Below are 18,602 nucleotides of genomic sequence, written 5' to 3'. Positions count from 1 at the left end.
AAAAAAGGGAACCGAAAAGGATTTCCTAAATTTTCTTAAGAAAAGGCAGTGGATATTATTATGAAAAAGACTCTATTAGCACTATCAGTACTAGTTGCATCTACAGCAGCTAACGCAGGTATTGAACTATACAACCAAGACGGCGTGTCAGTTGATCTAGGCGGTGACTTAGAAGTTGTTTATCTAAAAGATACAACTAAAGATTCAAACCCTGGTCAAGACCTTCAAGATGCTGACTTCTCTTTTGACGTTCGCTATGCAGCAACTGAAGATATCTCTGTCGGTGCGTTCTGGGAATTCTCTGGTGACGGCGGTACAGCGGACACTGGCGACGCATACTTCGGTATCTACTCTGGCATGCACACAGCTAAAGTAGGTAAAACAGCGACTATCCTAGATGACGCGGGTATCGGTTCTGACTACCAGTTCGGTGTTAGTTCAGCTTTTGATGACTTAGATTTTGGTGGTAGTGAAACTATTAAATATCAACTTGACACAGGTATGGTTTACGCTGGTATCGCATACCAAGGTAATCAAGGTGACAACGCTTATAGTGAAGAATCCGTTCTAGATACGGATAGTGAAAGCGACACTTATGGAGACATTATTACTTCAGTAACAAATTCAGGTACTGAGCTAGTTGATATGAACATCGGTGTTCGTGTTGCTGATTTTGATTTTACAGCATTCTACGGTCACTATGGTAGTGCTGAGAATGATGTGTGGGCGCTTGAAGCTCGCTTTGGCGGCATCGAAGCACTTAACCTAGAACTAGGTTATTATGAACTTGAAAAAACAGCTAACACAATTGCTTTCGCGGCTGACTATACTGTTGAAGCATGGAAATTCGCTGCAGGTGTGAGTGGTACAGACTTTGATGCTGCTGGTGAAAGTGATGTGACTACTTACTTCGTAAACGCAGGTTACGCTGTTGCACCTTCAACTACTATCTACGCTGAAATTGGTGGAACTGACGAAAGTAATACAGATACTGGTTACGCTGTAGGTATCAAATCTGAATTCTAAAATTAGTTTTTTAGATGCTTGATTTAAAACCACCCTTTCGGGTGGTTTTTTGTTATATTCGCTAAAATTCAAATAATTGAGGTGTACATGAAAAAAGTCGTATCAGTGTGTATGTTTAGTCTGTTGTTTTCAGGCGCGTCTTTAGCCGCAGAAATCATACCAACTCAAAACGTGAGGTTACTGGTTGTAAATCAAGTTGAGACTGAATCCACAGTGGAAGTAACATCGGTCAAACCAGGGTTCACGCAGATAGTGGTTCGAATGACCGCGAGACTAGGGAAAGGCTCTTCCAAACAGACGTTCGATTCCGCGCCTTATCTTCTCCAGTTTGATGCGAAAGAAGCTGATATAGAGATCGTTGCCCCTACCGTTTACAGTCATGAACAGGCGAAGAACCACTTTAAGAAAACGCCAGATTGGAAATTGATTTCTAACGGTAAAGATGTCGACTTCACAATGAATAAACTGCCACCGAAACCTGGTTTTATGCCCTATAAAGGCATAGAAAATATGGTGGTGGAATACAACCAAAGTAATGGTATTATGTTTGGCGATAACGCCACGCTTATCACCACGGCCACGGTGACCGATACTGCGGGTGTCGCAGCAGCAACGACTGCAACAGCTGCCACCGTTTCGACTGTAAATGAAGTGAAAAGCAATGGGTCAATGAGCAGTCAACCAGGAACTATTTCAAATACCGATCAACTCAAAGCTTGGTACCTAAAAGCTTCTAAAGCAGAGCGTAAAGAGTTCCGTAAATGGATGATTGACCAAGAATAATCTCTTTATTTTGTGAAAGCCGCCTTTGATTTATATTGGCGGCTTTTTGTTATCTGAATAATATTCCCGCCACGAAAACGTTTGCTTTTTACCGTCTTATTGCTGTTATAAATTACACAGGCTAGAATTACCTTTTCGCCTCTACTATCAGCAGAATCACTCATGAAATTTCCTGGTCAACGTAAATCTAAACATTACTTTCCTGTTCACGCACGTGATCCTTTGGTTACTCAAGCTCAAACCAATAAAAAGATGACGCGTACGCATATTGTTGGGATCGATCAAACGTTAGTGGATATTGAAGCGCGTGTACCTGATCATTTTATTGATAAGTATGGTCTAAGCAAAGGCCATTCATTGGTCATTGATGACGAAACGGCAGAGTCTCTCTATAAGCAACTAAAGAAAGAGGATTTGATTAGCAATGAATTTGCTGGTGGAACCATTGGTAATACGTTGCACAATTACTCTGTGCTTGCCGATGATAAGTCAACACTGCTTGGTGTAATGAGTAAAGATATTGAGATAGGCAGCTATGGCTATCGCTATTTATGTAATACCTCTAGCCGAATGGATTTAAACTACCTTCAAGCTGTTACCGGTGCGATAGGGCGTTGTTTCGCTTTGATATCCGATGATGGTGAGAGAACGTTCGCTATTAGTGAAGGTCAGATGAACCAACTTAGACCAGAGAGCATCCCAGAGTCTATTTTTAAAAATGCTTCCGCGTTGGTATTAACCGCTTATTTGGTTCGTTGTAAAAATGGTGACCCTATGCCTGACGCAACGAGGCAAGCGATAGAATACGCCAAAAAATATCAGGTACCTGTTGTTCTTACACTGGGTACAAAGTTTGTTATTCAAGACGACCCACTATTTTGGCAAGAATTTTTGAACGATCATGTGTCTGTTGTTGCAATGAACGAAGATGAAGCTGAAGCGCTTACAGGGCATCATGATCCTTTGTTAGCAGCAGACAAGACATTAGATTGGGTTGACTTAGTGTTATGCACTGCAGGGCCTGTAGGTCTATTTATGGCAGGTTATACAGAGGATGATGCTAAGAGAGCAACGTCGTTGCCACTTTTACCGGGGGCGATTGCTGAGTTTAATCAGTATGAATTCAGCCGACCTACGATTAAAGCAGCATGTGAATCGCCTATTAAGGTTTACTCCCATATTGCACCTTATATGGGCGGGCCAGAGAAAATTAAAAATACCAACGGTGCTGGTGATGCGGCTTTGTCTGCACTACTTCATGATATGGCGGCAAATAGGTACCATAAAGAAAATGTACCTAATTCAAGTAAGCACCAATACCCTTATTTAACTTATTCGTCATTTTCGCAAGTGTGTAAATATGCAAATAGAGCGAGTTACGAAGTATTAGTACAGCATTCTCCTCGGTTATCTAGGGGATTACCAGAACGCGAAGATAGCTTAGAAGAAGCGTATTGGGAAAGATAATTCAGCCTGAATTAATATAATTTAAAGATAAAAAAAGAGCGCTAAGTAGGCGCTCTTACTATTTTTTTCTTTGTAAACTAGATTAGGAAATCGTCTAAAGATTTACCTGCATCAAGTTGTGATTGGATAGAAGAAGGTGTTCTACCTTGACCTGTCCATGTTTTTTCGTCACCACTAACTGCATCAATATATTTGTATTTTGCAGGGCGAGGTTCGCGTTTTTTGCGAGTTTTCGTTTTAGTCTCACCTGATAGTGCTGAAATTAAATCTTCAACGTCAATTCCATCTTTTGCAATCATTTGTGCATATTCAGCAAGTTTAGCTTCTCTTTCTGCTAATGCTGCTTTCTCTTCTTCTGCTGCTGAACGACGTTCTTCAACAACTAGGGTAAGTTTTTCTAAGGCTTCTTCTAACTGCTCAAAAGTTAATTCGCGTGCAAAAGCACGTAAGCTGCGAATATTGAGCAAAGTTTTTGTAAGTTCTGACATGTGGCGTCCCATCTGATTATTATTCAACACGATAATAGTAACAGCCAAATTAAATATCACCAAATTATTTTAGATTAAACTAAATATATCTAATAATAGTTTTTATAGGGATATATAAGGTTTAATAATTTTAACTCATATTGTTAATTCAGTGAGTAATTACTTTAAATGACTTGTGATTAACCTGTTTTCCATTCATTTTAGTGACATATTTCATATGTGAATGCTTTTGTGGCTAAATCTATTGATTATTATGCTTTAAAATGCGCTTTTATGTTGCAAAAAGGGGATAGATCCGTACAATCATGCACGCCTTATTCAGTTTTAAGATGTGAATAATATTTTTTTCTTATATTTTAACTGTTTACAGAGGTAGAGGCGCAATAACTATTAGTACATTCTATTGGGGTGATGCCAATGGGTAGTCTGGAAAGGAGTTATTGCCGAAGCAAGCGAGATTATCAAGCCCGCTTGCTGGGGTTGTATTTAATAAGTACAACACTGCCATAGTATATTTAATTTTAACTATGGAGCGCTACTGTGGGTCGAGGACTATGGATTTCCTTTTACTTACCATTAACATATTTAAGTGTTGATTCTGCAGTAGATCTCTAACCAATCGGTTTTTGTAGATCATGAATTTAGTAGATTTTGCTTCTTCACCCTTATCTTTATTACCACCATTAATGGCTTTAGGCCTTGCTGTTGTCACTCGTCGAGTACTGCTTTCGTTAGGAATTGGTATTCTATTGGGTGCTTTTCTTTTAGCTGATTATTCTTTTTCGAATTCGCTTGGCTATATAGGTACCACAGTCAAAAGTGTATTTATCGAAGATGGTGGTATCAATACTTGGAATATGAGTATTGTTGCTTTTCTTGTTATCTTAGGAATGATGACTGCTTTATTAACGCTGTCAGGGGGCACAAGAGCATTTGCTCTATGGGCGCAAACTAAGGTAAAGAATAAACGTGGTTCGCAATTGCTTGCTGCTTTTTTAGGTGTGTTCATTTTTGTTGATGATTATTTTAACAGCCTAGCGGTTGGTGCAATATCGCGCCCTGTGACAGATCGTTACAATGTGTCCCGTGCAAAACTAGCCTATATATTGGATTCAACGGCGGCGCCTATGTGTGTATTAATGCCCGCGTCTAGTTGGGGTGCTTATATAATGACGATTATAAGTGGAATTTTAGTAAGCCATGGTTTAACTGAATATTCAGCTTTGGGTGCTTATTTGCGCTTAATCCCAATGAATTTTTATGCCGTTTTTGCTTTATTGATGGTTTTTGCTGTCGCATGGTTCCAAATAGATATTGGTGCAATGAGTAAGCATGAACACCTCGCTTCATTAACGGGTAAAATTCGTCCTGAAGAAGACCATTCTAATGCGAAAGAATTAAATGAAGAGCTAGATATTGTCGAGAGTGAATATGGAAAAGTGTCTGATTTGATCCTTCCTATTTTATTTCTGATATTCGCGACGGTTACGGCAATGTTATATACCGGGAACTCAGCACTGGTATCTGATGGGAAAACATTTTCATTATTAGGTGCATTCGAAAATACAGATGTAGGTTCTTCTTTAGTATATGGAGGCCTCGTAGGACTATTTACTGCGTTGTTCACTGTATTTAAACAAAAATTACCTACCAGCGATATTACCAAAACAGTCTGGATTGGTGCTAAGTCTATGTTTAGCGCCATATTAATATTGATTTTCGCTTGGTCTATTGGTTCTGTTATCGGTGACATGAAGACAGGGGCTTATTTATCCTCTTTAATTCAAGGTAATATTGGCGTTCATTGGCTTCCGGTTATTTTATTCTTATTGTCTGGATTGATGGCTTTCTCTACAGGGACCTCATGGGGAACATTTGGAATAATGTTACCTATCGCGGGTGATATGGCAGGCGCGACTGACTTAGCAATGATGTTACCTATGTTAAGTGCTGTTTTGGCTGGTTCAGTATTTGGTGATCACTGTTCACCTATTTCAGATACCACCATTTTGTCCTCTACAGGGGCCGGTTGTAATCATATCGACCACGTCGCGACTCAGTTACCTTATGCTATTACCGTTGCGATAATCTCTAGTATCGGTTTTGTTATTCTTGGTATGACCAATTCTGTAGCGATTTCTTTCGCTGCTACGTTCATTGCTTTCATCATTGCTTGCTTTATTTTGTCTGTATTATCTAAATCAAAAGGTTTACAGATGCAAAATGCCTAAAAAAAGCAATTTTTAGGTTGAAAATTGAATCGAGCTTAGTTAGTGTGGTTGTAAGCGAAAGGAACTAAGAAATTATGCGTATATTTGTAATGAACATTCATCACCATCATCACCCTGAGTAGTCTTTCGGGCGATGTGCGCATACCCGGGAGATAATAACTCCCGGAGGTCAAATCTAAGATTCGAACCCTCGGGAAATAAAACCCCGAGGGTTTTTTGGTTTCAGACCACTTAACTCAATATGCACCAAGTAGTGTCAATAATTAGTTATACAAATGTTGTTAATTTGCGACTTAGACAAAAAGTGTTCGATTTAGTGAACATAAATAGGCATGGAGTGCTATTTCTTAGCGAACAGGGAGGTCTTCAGTGGTTAGCGGAATCGAATTCATTTTGAACACATAATTATTGCTATTGGTATAGCATAAATCGAATTTAGAAATTAAAAAAATAACGAATATTTAGACAGGGAATAGAGTAATGCAAACACAACGACTAAGAATCGCAATCCAGAAAAAGGCCGCTTAAGTAAAGAGTGCCAAGAACTCCTAAAAAAATGTGGTGCTAAGTTTAATTTAATGGGTGAGCGTCTTGTTGTTCACGCGGAAAATATGCCAATCGACCTATTACTCGTGCGCGATGACGATATCCCAGGCTTGGTTATGGATGGCGTCGTTGACCTCGGTTTTATTGGTGAGAACGAACTAGAAGAGGTTCGTTTAGACAGAGTTGCTTTAGGAGAAGCAAGTGAATTTGTTGCTCTGCGTCGATTAGACTTTGGTGGTTGTCGTTTATCTATTGCTATTAATCAGGATGATGAATATAACGGCCCACAAGACCTCAACGGTAAGCGCATCGCAACAACCTACCCACATCTTTTAAAAGCGTATATGGATGAGCAAGGCGTAGAGTTTAGCACTTGTAACCTTCAAGGTTCTGTAGAAGTTGCTCCTCGCGCAGGCCTTGCCGACGCTATTGCCGATCTTGTGTCAACGGGTGCAACATTAGAAGCAAATGGTTTAAAAGAAGCTGAGGTTATCTTCCGTTCTAAAGCAACCTTGATTCAGCGTGCTGGTGAGTTTGATGAAGATAAGCTAGCTCTTATCAATAAGTTACTTACCCGTATGCAAGGTGTAATCCAAGCTAAAGAGTCTAAATACATCATGCTGCACGCTCCAACTGAGCAACTTGAAGCTATTAAAGCACTTTTACCTGGCGCGGAAGATCCAACGGTATTACCTCTGGCAGCCGAGAAAAATCGTGTAGCAGTACATTTGGTCAGTACTGAAAACCTTTTCTGGGAAACAATGGAGCAGCTTAAAGAGCTTGGTGCTAGCTCTATTTTGGTACTACCAATTGAAAAAATGATGGAGTAAGTGATGAAAACTGTTGTTTGGCAATCTTTAAGTGAATCGCAGCAAGACTCAGTTTTAGAGCGTCCGGCAATTGCCGAAGGCGCAAATATTACAGCGGCGGTGCAGGATGTCATCGGAAAAGTCCGTTTTGAAGGCGATAAAGCACTGACAGAGTTGACTCAAAAATTTGATGGTGTGACGCCAAAATCCATTCGAGTATCTAATGAAGAAATAGATGCCGCTTCGGCTAGGCTGTCTGAAAAAATGAAAAATGCGCTAGAACAAGCGTACAAAAATATTTCTGTTTTTCATGAAGCGCAGAAGCCGCAACCACTCAAGGTAGAAACGCAACCCGGTGTGGTTTGTGAACAGGTAACAAGGCCGATTAACACGGTCGGTTTATATATACCAGGGGGTAGTGCGCCGCTACCATCCACTGTATTGATGTTGGGTGTTCCTTCACAAATTGCAGGTTGTCGTAAAGTGGTTCTTTGTTCACCACCACCGATTGCGGATGAAATTTTATACGTTGCCAAACTTTGTAAAATCGATGAAGTTTACAATGTCGGTGGTGGTCAAGCGATTGCAGCTATGGCTTACGGAACAGAGACCGTTTCAAAAGTAGAAAAGATATTTGGCCCCGGTAATGCGTATGTTACAGAGGCGAAACGACAAGTAAGTAATGATTTTCGTGGCGCGGCAATAGATATGCCTGCCGGCCCTTCAGAAGTCTTGGTCATCGCCGACGAGACGGCAAACCCAGAGTTTGTTGCAGCTGATTTGCTAAGCCAAGCAGAGCACGGACCTGATTCGCAAGTTGTACTTCTTACGCCTTCGCCAATTATTGCCGATAAAGTCGCCGATGCCGTTCAAGCTCAGTTGAAAAAACTGTCTCGAGCAGATATCGCCGAACAGGCATTAGGTTCAAGTATCATTGTTATCGCAGAATCTATTTCGCAATGTGTTTCGATTTCAAATTTTTATGGCCCAGAACACCTTATCGTTCAAACACAAAACCCAAGAGCACTTTTGCCGTTATTAGATAATGCTGGTTCAATTTTCTTAGGTGATTGGTCTCCTGAATCTGCGGGTGATTATGCGTCTGGCACCAACCATGTACTTCCAACCTACGGATATACTCGAACCTATTCGAGCTTAGGTCTTGCCGACTTTTCTAAGCGAATGACGGTTCAAGAGCTCTCTGCAGACGGATTGAGAGGCCTAGCGTCTACGGTTGTGACAATGGCTGAAGCCGAAGGGTTAGATGCACATAAGCGTGCAGTGACCATTCGTGTAGAAGCGCTAGAAAAAGGGGAGTAGCGAATGGAAAAGCTCGCTCGAAAACAAGTTCAAAAGCTTACGCCGTACCTCTCCGCTAGGAGAATCGGGGGAAGTGGGGACGTTTGGCTAAACGCGAATGAATCACCGTTCAATAACCAGTATCAGACCTCATTCGAAAGACTGAATCGCTATAGCAGTTGCCAGCCTAAAGAGTTGATAGAGGCTTACGCGTCGTATGCGGATGTTGAGCCTGAACAGGTACTTACCTCTCGCGGTGCGGATGAAGGAATTGAGTTATTGGTGAGAGCATTTTGTGAACCGGGTGAAGACGCAATTTTATATTGCCCACCGACGTATGGAATGTATTCGATTAGCGCTGAAACCATTGGCATTGAAACAAAAATTGTCCCTTCTACATCGGATTGGCAACTGGATTTAGACGGTATAGAGGCAAACTTAGAGAACGTGAAGCTTGTCTTTGTATGTAGTCCAAATAACCCAACAGGTAATTTGATAAAGCGTGAAGATATCGTCGCTTTGTTAGAAATAACGAAAGATAGAGCAATCGTCGTGATGGACGAAGCGTACATCGATTTTTGCCCTGAGGCATCTACCAAAGATCTGCTTGCCGAGTACGAAAACTTGGCCATTTTAAGAACCTTATCTAAAGCGTTTGCTCTAGCGGGGCTAAGATGTGGATTTACGCTGGCAAATAAACCTCTGATTGACGTTTTACTTAAAGTTATCGCACCGTATCCAGTTCCGATTCCTGTTACTGACATCGCTTGTCAGGCACTATCTGAGGCGGGATTGTCTAGGGCCAAAGAACAAGTGAGCGAACTAAACAGAAATCGTGACTATCTAGAACAAGTATTGTCCTCGATAGAAGGGATGACGGTTTACCAAGGTTGGGGCAATTACTTGTTAATTCAGTGTTCAGAAGGTGATGCTCTTTTTAAGAGTGCATGGGACAATGGTATTATTCTACGCAATTCACCAATCAAAGACTGTATTCGAATTAGCGTTGGCAATAGAGAAGAGTGCGAAGTGACCGCCAACTTCATTAAAAAACAACTGGATGAACGCACTGCATAAGGATAGTTAAGTGAGCAACCAACAAAAAATTCTATTTATTGACCGAGATGGCACCTTAATTGTTGAGCCACCAATCGATTTTCAGGTCGATCGTTTAGATAAACTCAAGTTAGAACCATTTGTTATACCAAGTCTTTTGGCTTTGCAAAACGCAGGTTACCGTCTTGTGATGGTTACAAATCAAGATGGACTCGGAACGGATAGTTATCCTCAAGACGAATTTGATGCACCGCATAATATGATGATGGAGATTTTTGAGTCTCAAGGTGTGATATTTGATGATGTTTTACTGTGCCCGCATTTTGAAGAAGACAACTGTACTTGCCGAAAACCTAAATTAGGTATGGTAAAAGAGTATCTTCAGAACGGAAAGGTTGATTTCAAAACCTCAGCGGTTATTGGTGATCGTGAAACAGACCTTCAGTTAGCGGAAAATATGGCGATACGTGGTATTCAGTACAACCCAAAGACCATGGGCTGGCCTGCAATTTTACGTGATTTAACCGTCAATGAACGTGTTGCGAAAGTAGTAAGAACGACAAAAGAGACCGATATTTCTGTCGCTGTGAATTTAGATGTCCAAGGTGGAAATAAAATTTCCACGGGGTTAGGTTTCTTTGATCATATGCTTGATCAAATTGCCACTCATGGTGCATTTCAAATGCAGGTGAACGTCGACGGTGATCTACACATCGATGACCATCACTCTGTTGAAGATACAGCATTGGCTTTAGGGCAAGCTTTAAAAGAAGCCCTCGGTGATAAGCGTGGTATTGGTCGTTTCGGCTTTAGTCTGCCTATGGATGAATGTTTAGCTCAGTGTGCGCTCGATCTGTCAGGTCGTCCGTATCTAAAATTTGAAGCCGAGTTTGGCCGTGAGTTGGTGGGTGATCTTTCAACGGAAATGGTCGAGCATTTCTTCCGCTCGCTAACCGATACGCTTGCTTGCACACTGCACCTTTCGTCATCTGGTGACAATGACCATCATATTATTGAAAGTCTGTTCAAAGCGTTTGGACGTACGCTTCGCCAAGCTATTAAGGTTGAAGGTAATGAGCTTCCAAGTAGTAAGGGCGTACTCTAATGGAGAAGGAGAGCGTGATGAGTCAGAATGTCGTCATCATCGATACTGGTTGTGCCAACGTGTCATCTGTCAAATTTGCCATTGAACGTCTTGGTTACCCAGTCACAATATCAAAAGAACCGAGTGTCGTTTTAGCCGCAGATAAGCTGTTTTTACCAGGAGTAGGAACCGCGAGTGAAGCGATGAAAAACCTCGCAGAACGTGATCTTATCGAACTCGTTAAAAAGGTAGAGAAACCACTGCTGGGTATCTGCTTGGGTATGCAACTACTTGGAAAACTGTCTTATGAGAAAGGGTCGGTTGGCAATGATATTGTCGAATGTCTCGCTCTCTGTGACGGCGAAGTTAAATTAATGGATACAGGTGAATTACCTTTGCCACATATGGGCTGGAATACGGTCTCTGCTGAAAAAGGCAACCCATTATTTGCCGGAATAGAAGAAGGTGAGTATTTCTACTTTGTGCATAGTTACGCTATGCCTATTGGCGATGACACCATTGCTTCTTGTGATTACGGTAAACCGTTTACTGCGGCGGTTCAAAGCGGTAACTATTATGGTGTTCAATTTCACCCAGAACGCTCTAGTAAGGCTGGCTCTCGATTAATTAAGAACTTTTTAGAGCTAGTTATATAGAAACGCGTTGAAATTGTTATTTTTAGAATGCTTAGAATTTGTTTTTAGAACCGTTTAAAGCTTGTTGTAAAAATGAATGATAGGAAAAAGGATTTTGTTGTGATTATTCCCGCACTAGATTTAATTGAAGGCCAAGTCGTTCGCTTATTCCAAGGAGACTATGGTCAGGTTACTGAATATAAAGTGGACCCTGCAGAACAGTTCAATCTTTACCATCAAGCCGGTGCAAACTGGTTGCACCTTGTAGACCTTACTGGGGCTAAAGATATTCATGCTCGTCAGCTCGATTTAATTGCGACTTTAATTGCTAGCACGCCTGCTAACGTGCAAATTGGCGGTGGTGTTAGAACTGAAGAAGATGTGGTTGGGCTACTAGATGCCGGTGCGCAGCGTGTTGTTGTCGGCTCTACGGCCGTTAAACAACCAGAAATGGTGAAAGGATGGATGGAAAAATACGGTGCTGAGAAAATTGTTCTCGCATTAGATATTAATATCGATCAAGCCGGCACGCGCAAAGTGGCTATTTCTGGATGGCAAGAAGATTCAGGTGTCACCATTGAAGCTTTGATAGACGATTATCTGACGGTAGGCTTACAACATGTACTTTGTACGGATATCTCGCGCGACGGTACGCTAGCGGGGTCTAACGTTGAGTTGTATGTTGACCTTTGTAAGTTATATCCACAGGTTCAATTCCAGTCCTCGGGGGGCATTGGCAGCCTAGCTGATATCGAAGCCCTTAAGGGGACTGGTGTTGCCGGTGTTATTGTTGGTCGTGCACTGTTAGATGGTAAATTTACCGCAGAGGAGGCTTTCCAATGCTGGCTAAGCGAATAATTCCTTGTTTGGATGTCCGTGATGGACAAGTGGTTAAAGGTGTTCAATTTCGCAATCATGAGATAATTGGCGATATCGTTCCTCTCGCTCAGCGATACGCTGAAGAGGGCGCTGACGAACTGGTTTTTTACGATATTACCGCATCATCTGATGGTCGCGTTGTCGATAAAAGCTGGGTAGCCCGCGTTGCCGAAGTTATTGATATACCTTTTTGCGTTGCAGGTGGCATTAAGTCTGCCGAAGACGCTTCTCGTATCCTTGAGTTCGGAGCAGATAAAGTGTCGATCAATTCACCAGCACTTGCTAACCCAGAGCTGATTACTGATCTTGCCGATAAATTTGGTGTTCAGTGTATTGTTGTGGGTATTGACTCTTATTTTGACGCGGAAACCGGTAAGTACCAAGTGTACCAATTTACCGGTGATGAAGAGCGTACCAAAGCCACTAAATGGGAAACGCGAGACTGGGTTAAAGAGGTTCAAAAGCGTGGTGCTGGCGAAATAGTATTGAACATGATGAACCAAGATGGGGTTCGCAACGGTTACGATATCGAACAGCTTAATATGGTTCGAGAAGTGTGCCATGTTCCACTGATTGCTTCTGGTGGTGCTGGTGCAATGGAACATTTTGCTGAGGCTTACAAGAAGACCAACGTAGATGGAGCGCTTGCTGCTTCCGTTTTCCACAAACAAGTCATCAATATTGGTGAACTAAAAACATATTTGAAAAAAGAAGGCGTGGAGATACGTTTATGAGTAGCTCAGTAGAGACTAAAATCGGTAGTTTGGTTGATAGAATTGATTGGGACAAGGTAGATGGACTAGTACCAGCGATCGTACAAGACTTTCAGTCTAGCCAAGTGCTCATGATGGGATATATGAACCCAGAAGCGTTAGAAAAAACACTAGAAACTGAACAAGTGACTTTTTTCTCTCGTACAAAGTCTCGTCTTTGGACGAAAGGTGAAACATCGGGTAACGTGCTACAACTTAAAAATATTTCTTTAGATTGTGATAACGATACTTTGCTTGTTTTGGTCAATCCTATTGGGCCGACTTGCCATACTGGAACCACAACTTGTTTTGATGCAGATAATGCAGAAGCTTCGCAAATGGTGTGGCTTCATCAACTTGAATCTTTATTGGCTGCTCGCAAAGATGCCGATCCTGATTCCTCTTATACTGCCAGCCTATACGCCCGTGGTACCAAGCGTATATCGCAGAAAGTCGGTGAAGAAGGCGTTGAAGTCGCGCTTGCGGCAACGTCGGGTGACAAGGCGGAGTTAGTATGTGAATCCGCTGATCTTATTTATCACTTGTTGGTGCTTTTACAAGACCAAGGGTTATCTATGAATGATGTTGTGAATAAGCTTAAAGAGCGACATAAATAGTTTATAGAACGTCTAACTCTAATGGCCATTGCTAAGCGTATCGGTGCGTAGATTTATTTCTACGCACCTTTTTTGTTTTATCCACAGCACTTTTTGAATTTTTTGCCACTCCCACAACCACAAGGGTCATTTCGTCCGGTTTTTTTCGCCTGTTCTGCTGGAAATTCACCATCAATATAGTACCAAAAATCGTGTTCTTTGATAAAGCGTGAGCGTTCGTGCATGCACTGTTCTGTACCTTGTTCGACGAGATAAGCTTTAAATTCGACAAAACCGGTATCACCTATTGGTAGCGGAGCATCAACCACTTCTAGTCTTTGCCAACCCATATTTACCGACTCCGTTATGCCGTCTCTTTGGCTTTCTGCATCGCAACTTGGGTGATAAGTTTTTATGACAAAGTCGATAAGTTTAAGGACGTGGGCGCAATATCTGGCGCGCATTAGCTGTTCGGGTAAAATAGCTAGTGCGTGGTTTTGGTGTATTGGTTGGCAGCATTCGGTATAGGCCTTAGCGCTTCCGCAAGGGCAGTGAGACATGTTTACTCCTTTAACACAGCCATCATTTTAAGAATGGTGGGGTTTAATATGATCTGCCAATCTAGTGGCAAAAATTTCATGTTTACGTTGGCCCACTAAAGAGCTCTTCTGTCCATTCAACGGATTTTTCATAACAATCGCCTAAGCACTGTTTATCGATTTTCAGTTGTTGGCTTAATTCGTTTACTGCATCCCAATCGGCACGTTCGTATGCAACGGCAAGCTTAAGAATATCCCCTAGATCACCTTCTTGTGCTAACAGTGCTTTTTTAATAGCATCGTCGATAGGTATTGAATCAACGATAGCCTCAAGAGACTGATCTAATAAGGAATCGAGTAAAGAAAATATACCGGTTAAAAAGGCCTGACTGGATAGGTTTTTTTAGCGGCACAGCCAGTTAAAAGTTCACAGTATCTTGCCCGTTGAATTGACAAGTTATAAAGTGACTCGGGCTTAGCTAATTCAGTTGAAGCGATAGCAACAAGAGAAACAAACTTCCTTAGTTTATCTTCACCTAAGTAAGCAAGTGCTTGATGAAAGGATTGAATTTTCGAAGAGAGAAGTGCGGAAGAATTGACATATCGTAGCAGTTTGTATGAGAGAGTGACATCCGCTGCGACTATGCGTTCTACTTCAGAGTAGTCGACTTCTTTTGTAGCTATGGCTTTACAAAGTTGAACAACAGTAAGGAAAGAAGGTTCTATCGATTTTTGTTGGATCATTTCTGGTTTACTAAAGAAGTAACCTTGAAAATAAACAAAACCCGCAGCAATAGCATCTTGATATTCGTCGTATGTCTCGACCTTTTCGGCAAGAAATTCTATTTTTGAGCCTTTTAAACGCTCGATAAACCTTTTCGCTTTACTGATAGGAACAATTTGAATGTCAAACTTAATAATCTGAACATAAGGAAGGAATCGCTTCCAAGCTGGACTAGGGACAAAGTCATCTAGTGCAATCTTATATCCTTTATTTTTAAGGGTAATAATTGCCTTGAGCAGTTCGTCGCTAGGTTCACAGTCTTCTAATATTTCGATGACGATTTTTTCTTTGGGAAAAAGTGTCGGTATTTGATTAATTAAGCTTTGGTAAGGAAAATTAACGAACCCTAGCTTGTCACCAATGGCACGGTATTCACTACCTAAAAATTGATCGGATAATAGCCTATTGGTTGCTTTTTCTGGTTCGATTTCAGGAAAGGTATTTTTAGGACCGTCCCTAAAAAGAAGCTCATAGGCGACGGTATTTTTTTCAGTATCAAGTATTGGTTGACGGGCCACGTATGAGTATTTCATTTATCGGGTTTATTTGCTCGTATTATTGTTATGTCATTAAATATTATGATGCTTTATGAAAAAAAGCATCATTGTCACCTAAATTAGCGGATCTTTTATGACCAAACTGTTAATTAGTTATCATACGCGCGATTTTCTAGCGAATATGAACCTTTACTGTAGCTTAAGATGGAGCACTGTTCGTACCAATCACCTAGCACTATTCGAGTACATTCCGTCCCTTTAACAGAGAATTTATGTACATTTGGTCGATGTGTATGGCCGTGAATCATGAGACTTGTATTATGTTTTGCGAGAACCCTTTCAACGGTTTCTTGATTTACATCCATGATGTCTAGCGACTTCTCTTTTTTTCTTCGCCAATATCGGATTGAACCTTAGAGACTATTTTCTTTTTAAGCGAGAACGGTAGACGATTATAAATCCATTGCAGCCAAGGTTGGTGTACTTTTTCTCGGTAGGCTTGATACTTGATATCATCGGTACATAGAGTGTCGCCATGAAGAATCACCGCCTGCTCTCCATAAAGGTCTATGACACATACTTCATCGAGTAGAGTCATACCTGTCTCTTTTTCAAAGCGTTTACCGACCAAAAAGTCGCGATTACCCTGTATAAAAAAGCAAGGGACGCCGGATTCAACCAATGCCTTAAATTGATTTTTTATGGCAATACTAAAGTCGCTATCATCGTCATCGCCAATCCAAAACTCAAAAAGATCCCCCAAAACATACAGGGCGTCAGCTTTTACTGCTTGCGTATCCATGAATTTTGTAAAGCTTTCTGTAATATCGGGTCGAGAAGGGGTGAGGTGTAAATCTGATATAAATAAAGTGGGCATAATAATAGGGGAGTCGTAACTCCCCATCTTTTTACTCTTCGATTGTTGTTCCAGTAATCAGTACTTCTTCTAGTGGTACATCTTGATGCATACCCATAGAACCTGTGCTTACTGCTTTAATTTTGTTAACAATGTCCATGCCTTCAACAACTTCTGCAAATACACAGTAACCCCAACCGTCCATGCTTTCAGATTTAAAATCTAAAAACGTGTTGTTGTTTACGTTGATGAAAAACTGAGAGCTTGCTGAGTGCGGTTCCATTGTACGTGCCATCGCTAATGTACCAACGCTATTGCTTAGCCCATTGTTCGCTTCGTTTTTAATTGACGCACGGGTTGTTTTCTCTTTCAAGCCAGACGTCATACCGCCGCCTTGGATCATGAAGCCATCGATAACACGGTGGAAAAGAGTGTTGTCGTAAAAACCGTCACGACAATATTGAAGGAAATTCGCGCTAGTTTCTGGTGCTTTTTCTTCGTTAAGCTGAACTTTGATATCACCAAAATTAGTGTGAAGGATGATCATGATTTTTACCTTTTCATTGTTTTGTTCTGAAGTATGGATTCTAGCTTAACACAGCAAACAAGCAAATATGCTTCATTTTGTTCTACTTGATGGCTTCTTGAGCAGAGCTTTGGGGGTGACTCTAGTATTTATAAAGCGTCATGGTTCGATGCTAAACAACTGAGACAAAAACGGTTACCTATTCAAACTGGAATTGATATACTCACCGCCTATTTAATTTCAATAAGACCAGATAGAGATCATGTTAAAAATATATAACACACTCACACGTACAAAAGAGGAATTTAAACCAATCACTGCCGGTAAAATTGGCATGTATGTGTGTGGGGTAACCATTTATGATCTCTGTCATATCGGTCACGGTCGTACATTTGTCTCTTTTGATGTCATTTCGCGTTATCTGCGTTTTCTTGGCTATGATCTTAATTTTGTGCGTAATATTACCGATATTGACGATAAAATTATTAAACGAGCAGCCGAAAATGGTGAGAGTTGCGAATCTCTGACAGAGCGTCTGATCCAAGACATGTATCAAGATTTCGACGCATTAAATATGAAACGTCCAGATGTGGAGCCAAGAGCGACACATTATATCCAAGAGATTATCGATCTTGTCGAGAAGTTAATTGAACGTGGTTTCGCGTACGTTGCCGATAACGGTGATGTTATGTTTGAAGTTAAAAAATTCAATGAATATGGCAAGTTATCCAAGCAAGATCTAGATCAATTACAAGCGGGTGCGCGAGTAGATATTGAAAGTGCGAAACGTAGCCCTTTGGATTTTGTGTTGTGGAAGATGTCTAAACCCGGTGAACCTATTTGGGAGTCACCTTGGGGTAACGGTCGACCTGGTTGGCATATCGAATGTTCAGCCATGAACTCGGCTATTTTAGGTAATCATTTCGATATTCATGGCGGCGGTTCTGATCTGCAATTCCCACATCATGAGAATGAGATTGCTCAATCTTGCTGTGCTCACGATACCCAGTACGTAAATACGTGGATGCATAGTGGTATGGTGATGATAGACAAAGAAAAAATGTCTAAATCATTGGGTAACTTTTTTACCATTCGCGATGTACTAAGTCATTATGATGCTGAAACGGTCCGTTACTTCCTGATGTCTGGACATTATCGTAGCCAATTGAACTACAGTGAAGAGAACCTTAATCAAGCCCGTTCCGCCTTAGAGCGTCTATATACGGCCTTGCGAGGGCTCGATATTGATGCAGAACCAGCATCCAATGATGAGTATGTAAGTCGTTTTTCTAATGCAATGAATGATGATTTTAATACGCCTGAAGCTTACTCGGTGCTTTTTGATATGGCACGAGAAGTAAACAGAGTTAAGGCAGAAGATATTCAACTGGCTTCTAAACTTGGTGCACTGATGCGTGAGTTAGCGGATGTTATCGGTATCCTCCATCAAGATCCTGAGGCCTTTTTGAAAGGCACTTCAGGAGATGATGATGAAGTTGCTGAAATAGAAGCGCTTATTAAGCTACGTAACGATTCTCGAGCGTCTAAAGATTGGGCGAACGCCGATCTTGCACGGGACAAATTGGCGGAATTAGGCATTGTTTTAGAAGATGGTCCTGAAGGTACAACGTGGCGAAAAGGTTAGGCCTAACTTAAAGATTAATATAGGCGGTTACTCGTAACGCGTTTTCTCGGTTCGCGTGTTAGTAGAGTAACGGCCAATATTCAGTTTGATGAACCGAGAACCAG

The 18,602-nt window shown here is 41.3% G+C and carries 16 protein-coding genes, 3 pseudogenes, 1 riboswitch and 1 other annotated feature; of the genes and pseudogenes, 13 read left to right on the top strand and 6 right to left on the bottom strand.

Annotated elements, in window-relative coordinates; translation table 11 throughout:
* The first annotated feature begins 60 nt into the window (after positions 1-60).
* Entirely contained in the window at positions 61-1,026 is a 966-nt protein-coding gene (locus PGX00_RS12020) for a porin (RefSeq protein WP_272136725.1), read from the top strand.
* Between the two features lie 87 nt (positions 1,027-1,113).
* Positions 1,114-1,809, top strand: a complete 696-nt coding sequence (locus PGX00_RS12015; protein ID WP_272136724.1) for a YccT family protein — start codon at positions 1,114-1,116, stop codon at positions 1,807-1,809.
* A 5-nt stretch (positions 1,810-1,814) separates the two neighbouring features.
* Here PGX00_RS12015 and PGX00_RS12010 read toward each other — a convergent pair whose 3' ends face one another.
* Positions 1,815-1,973 carry a hypothetical protein gene (locus PGX00_RS12010; RefSeq protein WP_272136722.1) on the bottom strand — a complete coding sequence of 53 codons (159 nt, stop codon included), beginning with the start codon at positions 1,971-1,973 and terminating at the stop codon, positions 1,815-1,817.
* On the opposite strand from PGX00_RS12010, the gene PGX00_RS12005 reads away from it, so the two are divergent.
* Positions 1,972-3,276: an inosine/guanosine kinase gene (locus PGX00_RS12005; RefSeq protein ID WP_272136721.1), complete on the top strand. Its 1,305-nt coding sequence runs from the start codon at positions 1,972-1,974 to the stop codon at positions 3,274-3,276. The two genes, PGX00_RS12010 and PGX00_RS12005, sit on opposite strands and share 2 nt — an antisense overlap.
* Before the next feature lie 77 nt (positions 3,277-3,353).
* Here the strand turns inward: PGX00_RS12005 and PGX00_RS12000 are convergent, their stop codons facing one another.
* Positions 3,354-3,764 carry an H-NS family histone-like protein gene (locus PGX00_RS12000; protein ID WP_272136719.1) on the bottom strand — a complete coding sequence of 137 codons (411 nt, stop codon included), beginning with the start codon at positions 3,762-3,764 and terminating at the stop codon, positions 3,354-3,356.
* Between the two features lie 365 nt (positions 3,765-4,129).
* A riboswitch (Lysine riboswitch) is annotated at positions 4,130-4,310 on the top strand.
* Positions 4,311-4,399: 89 nt separating this feature from the next.
* Here PGX00_RS12000 and PGX00_RS11995 point away from each other — a divergent pair.
* The 9 genes and pseudogenes from PGX00_RS11995 to hisIE all read left to right on the top strand — a co-directional run bounded on the left by PGX00_RS11995 (position 4,400) and on the right by hisIE (position 13,672).
* Complete coding sequence (locus PGX00_RS11995; protein ID WP_272136717.1) at positions 4,400-5,995, top strand: Na+/H+ antiporter NhaC family protein; 1,596 nt, start codon at positions 4,400-4,402, stop codon at positions 5,993-5,995.
* Between the two features lie 97 nt (positions 5,996-6,092).
* Positions 6,093-6,213 (top strand) — a sequence feature (His leader region).
* A gap of 262 nt (positions 6,214-6,475) precedes the next feature.
* Positions 6,476-7,371 (top strand): annotated as a pseudogene (gene hisG, locus PGX00_RS11990) (ATP phosphoribosyltransferase).
* 3 nt (positions 7,372-7,374) lie between these two features.
* Positions 7,375-8,670 carry a histidinol dehydrogenase gene (hisD, locus tag PGX00_RS11985; protein ID WP_272136715.1) on the top strand — a complete coding sequence of 432 codons (1,296 nt, stop codon included), beginning with the start codon at positions 7,375-7,377 and terminating at the stop codon, positions 8,668-8,670.
* A gap of 3 nt (positions 8,671-8,673) precedes the next feature.
* Positions 8,674-9,726 (top strand): histidinol-phosphate transaminase, encoded by a 1,053-nt coding sequence (hisC, locus tag PGX00_RS11980; RefSeq protein WP_272136713.1) that lies wholly within the window; start codon positions 8,674-8,676, stop codon positions 9,724-9,726.
* A gap of 10 nt (positions 9,727-9,736) precedes the next feature.
* On the top strand, positions 9,737-10,810 hold the full coding sequence (gene hisB, locus PGX00_RS11975; RefSeq protein WP_272136711.1) for a bifunctional histidinol-phosphatase/imidazoleglycerol-phosphate dehydratase HisB: 1,074 nt from the start codon (positions 9,737-9,739) through the stop codon (positions 10,808-10,810).
* A 14-nt stretch (positions 10,811-10,824) separates the two neighbouring features.
* Positions 10,825-11,445: an imidazole glycerol phosphate synthase subunit HisH gene (gene hisH / locus PGX00_RS11970; RefSeq protein ID WP_272136709.1), complete on the top strand. Its 621-nt coding sequence runs from the start codon at positions 10,825-10,827 to the stop codon at positions 11,443-11,445.
* Between the two features lie 99 nt (positions 11,446-11,544).
* Positions 11,545-12,282, top strand: a complete 738-nt coding sequence (gene hisA, locus PGX00_RS11965) for a 1-(5-phosphoribosyl)-5-[(5-phosphoribosylamino)methylideneamino]imidazole-4-carboxamide isomerase (RefSeq protein ID WP_272136707.1) — start codon at positions 11,545-11,547, stop codon at positions 12,280-12,282.
* A complete protein-coding gene (gene hisF, locus PGX00_RS11960; RefSeq protein ID WP_272136705.1) occupies positions 12,264-13,037 on the top strand; it encodes an imidazole glycerol phosphate synthase subunit HisF in 774 nt (257 codons plus the stop codon). Before hisA ends, hisF begins: the two co-directional genes overlap by 19 nt.
* On the top strand, positions 13,034-13,672 hold the full coding sequence (hisIE, locus tag PGX00_RS11955; protein WP_272136703.1) for a bifunctional phosphoribosyl-AMP cyclohydrolase/phosphoribosyl-ATP diphosphatase HisIE: 639 nt from the start codon (positions 13,034-13,036) through the stop codon (positions 13,670-13,672). Before hisF ends, hisIE begins: the two co-directional genes overlap by 4 nt.
* Positions 13,673-13,749: 77 nt before the next feature.
* Here the strand turns inward: hisIE and PGX00_RS11950 are convergent, their stop codons facing one another.
* The 4 genes and pseudogenes from PGX00_RS11950 to PGX00_RS11935 form a co-directional block, all read right to left on the bottom strand.
* Positions 13,750-14,211 carry a YchJ family protein gene (locus PGX00_RS11950; RefSeq protein ID WP_272136701.1) on the bottom strand — a complete coding sequence of 154 codons (462 nt, stop codon included), beginning with the start codon at positions 14,209-14,211 and terminating at the stop codon, positions 13,750-13,752.
* Between the two features lie 82 nt (positions 14,212-14,293).
* A pseudogene (locus PGX00_RS11945) lies at positions 14,294-15,507 on the bottom strand (EAL and HDOD domain-containing protein).
* Positions 15,508-15,620: 113 nt separating this feature from the next.
* Positions 15,621-16,348 (bottom strand): annotated as a pseudogene (gene lpxH / locus PGX00_RS11940) (UDP-2,3-diacylglucosamine diphosphatase).
* 31 nt (positions 16,349-16,379) lie between these two features.
* Positions 16,380-16,874, bottom strand: a complete 495-nt coding sequence (locus PGX00_RS11935; RefSeq protein WP_272136699.1) for a peptidylprolyl isomerase — start codon at positions 16,872-16,874, stop codon at positions 16,380-16,382.
* Positions 16,875-17,115: 241 nt separating this feature from the next.
* Here PGX00_RS11935 and cysS point away from each other — a divergent pair, with 241 nt between their 5' ends.
* Positions 17,116-18,498 (top strand): cysteine--tRNA ligase, encoded by a 1,383-nt coding sequence (cysS, locus tag PGX00_RS11930; protein WP_272136697.1) that lies wholly within the window; start codon positions 17,116-17,118, stop codon positions 18,496-18,498.
* The last annotated feature ends 104 nt before the right edge of the window (positions 18,499-18,602 follow it).

This window comes from Vibrio algarum (genome assembly GCF_028204155.1).
GTDB classification, from domain to species: domain Bacteria; phylum Pseudomonadota; class Gammaproteobacteria; order Enterobacterales; family Vibrionaceae; genus Vibrio; species Vibrio algarum.
This window is presented reverse-complemented; position numbering and strand designations above follow the sequence as displayed.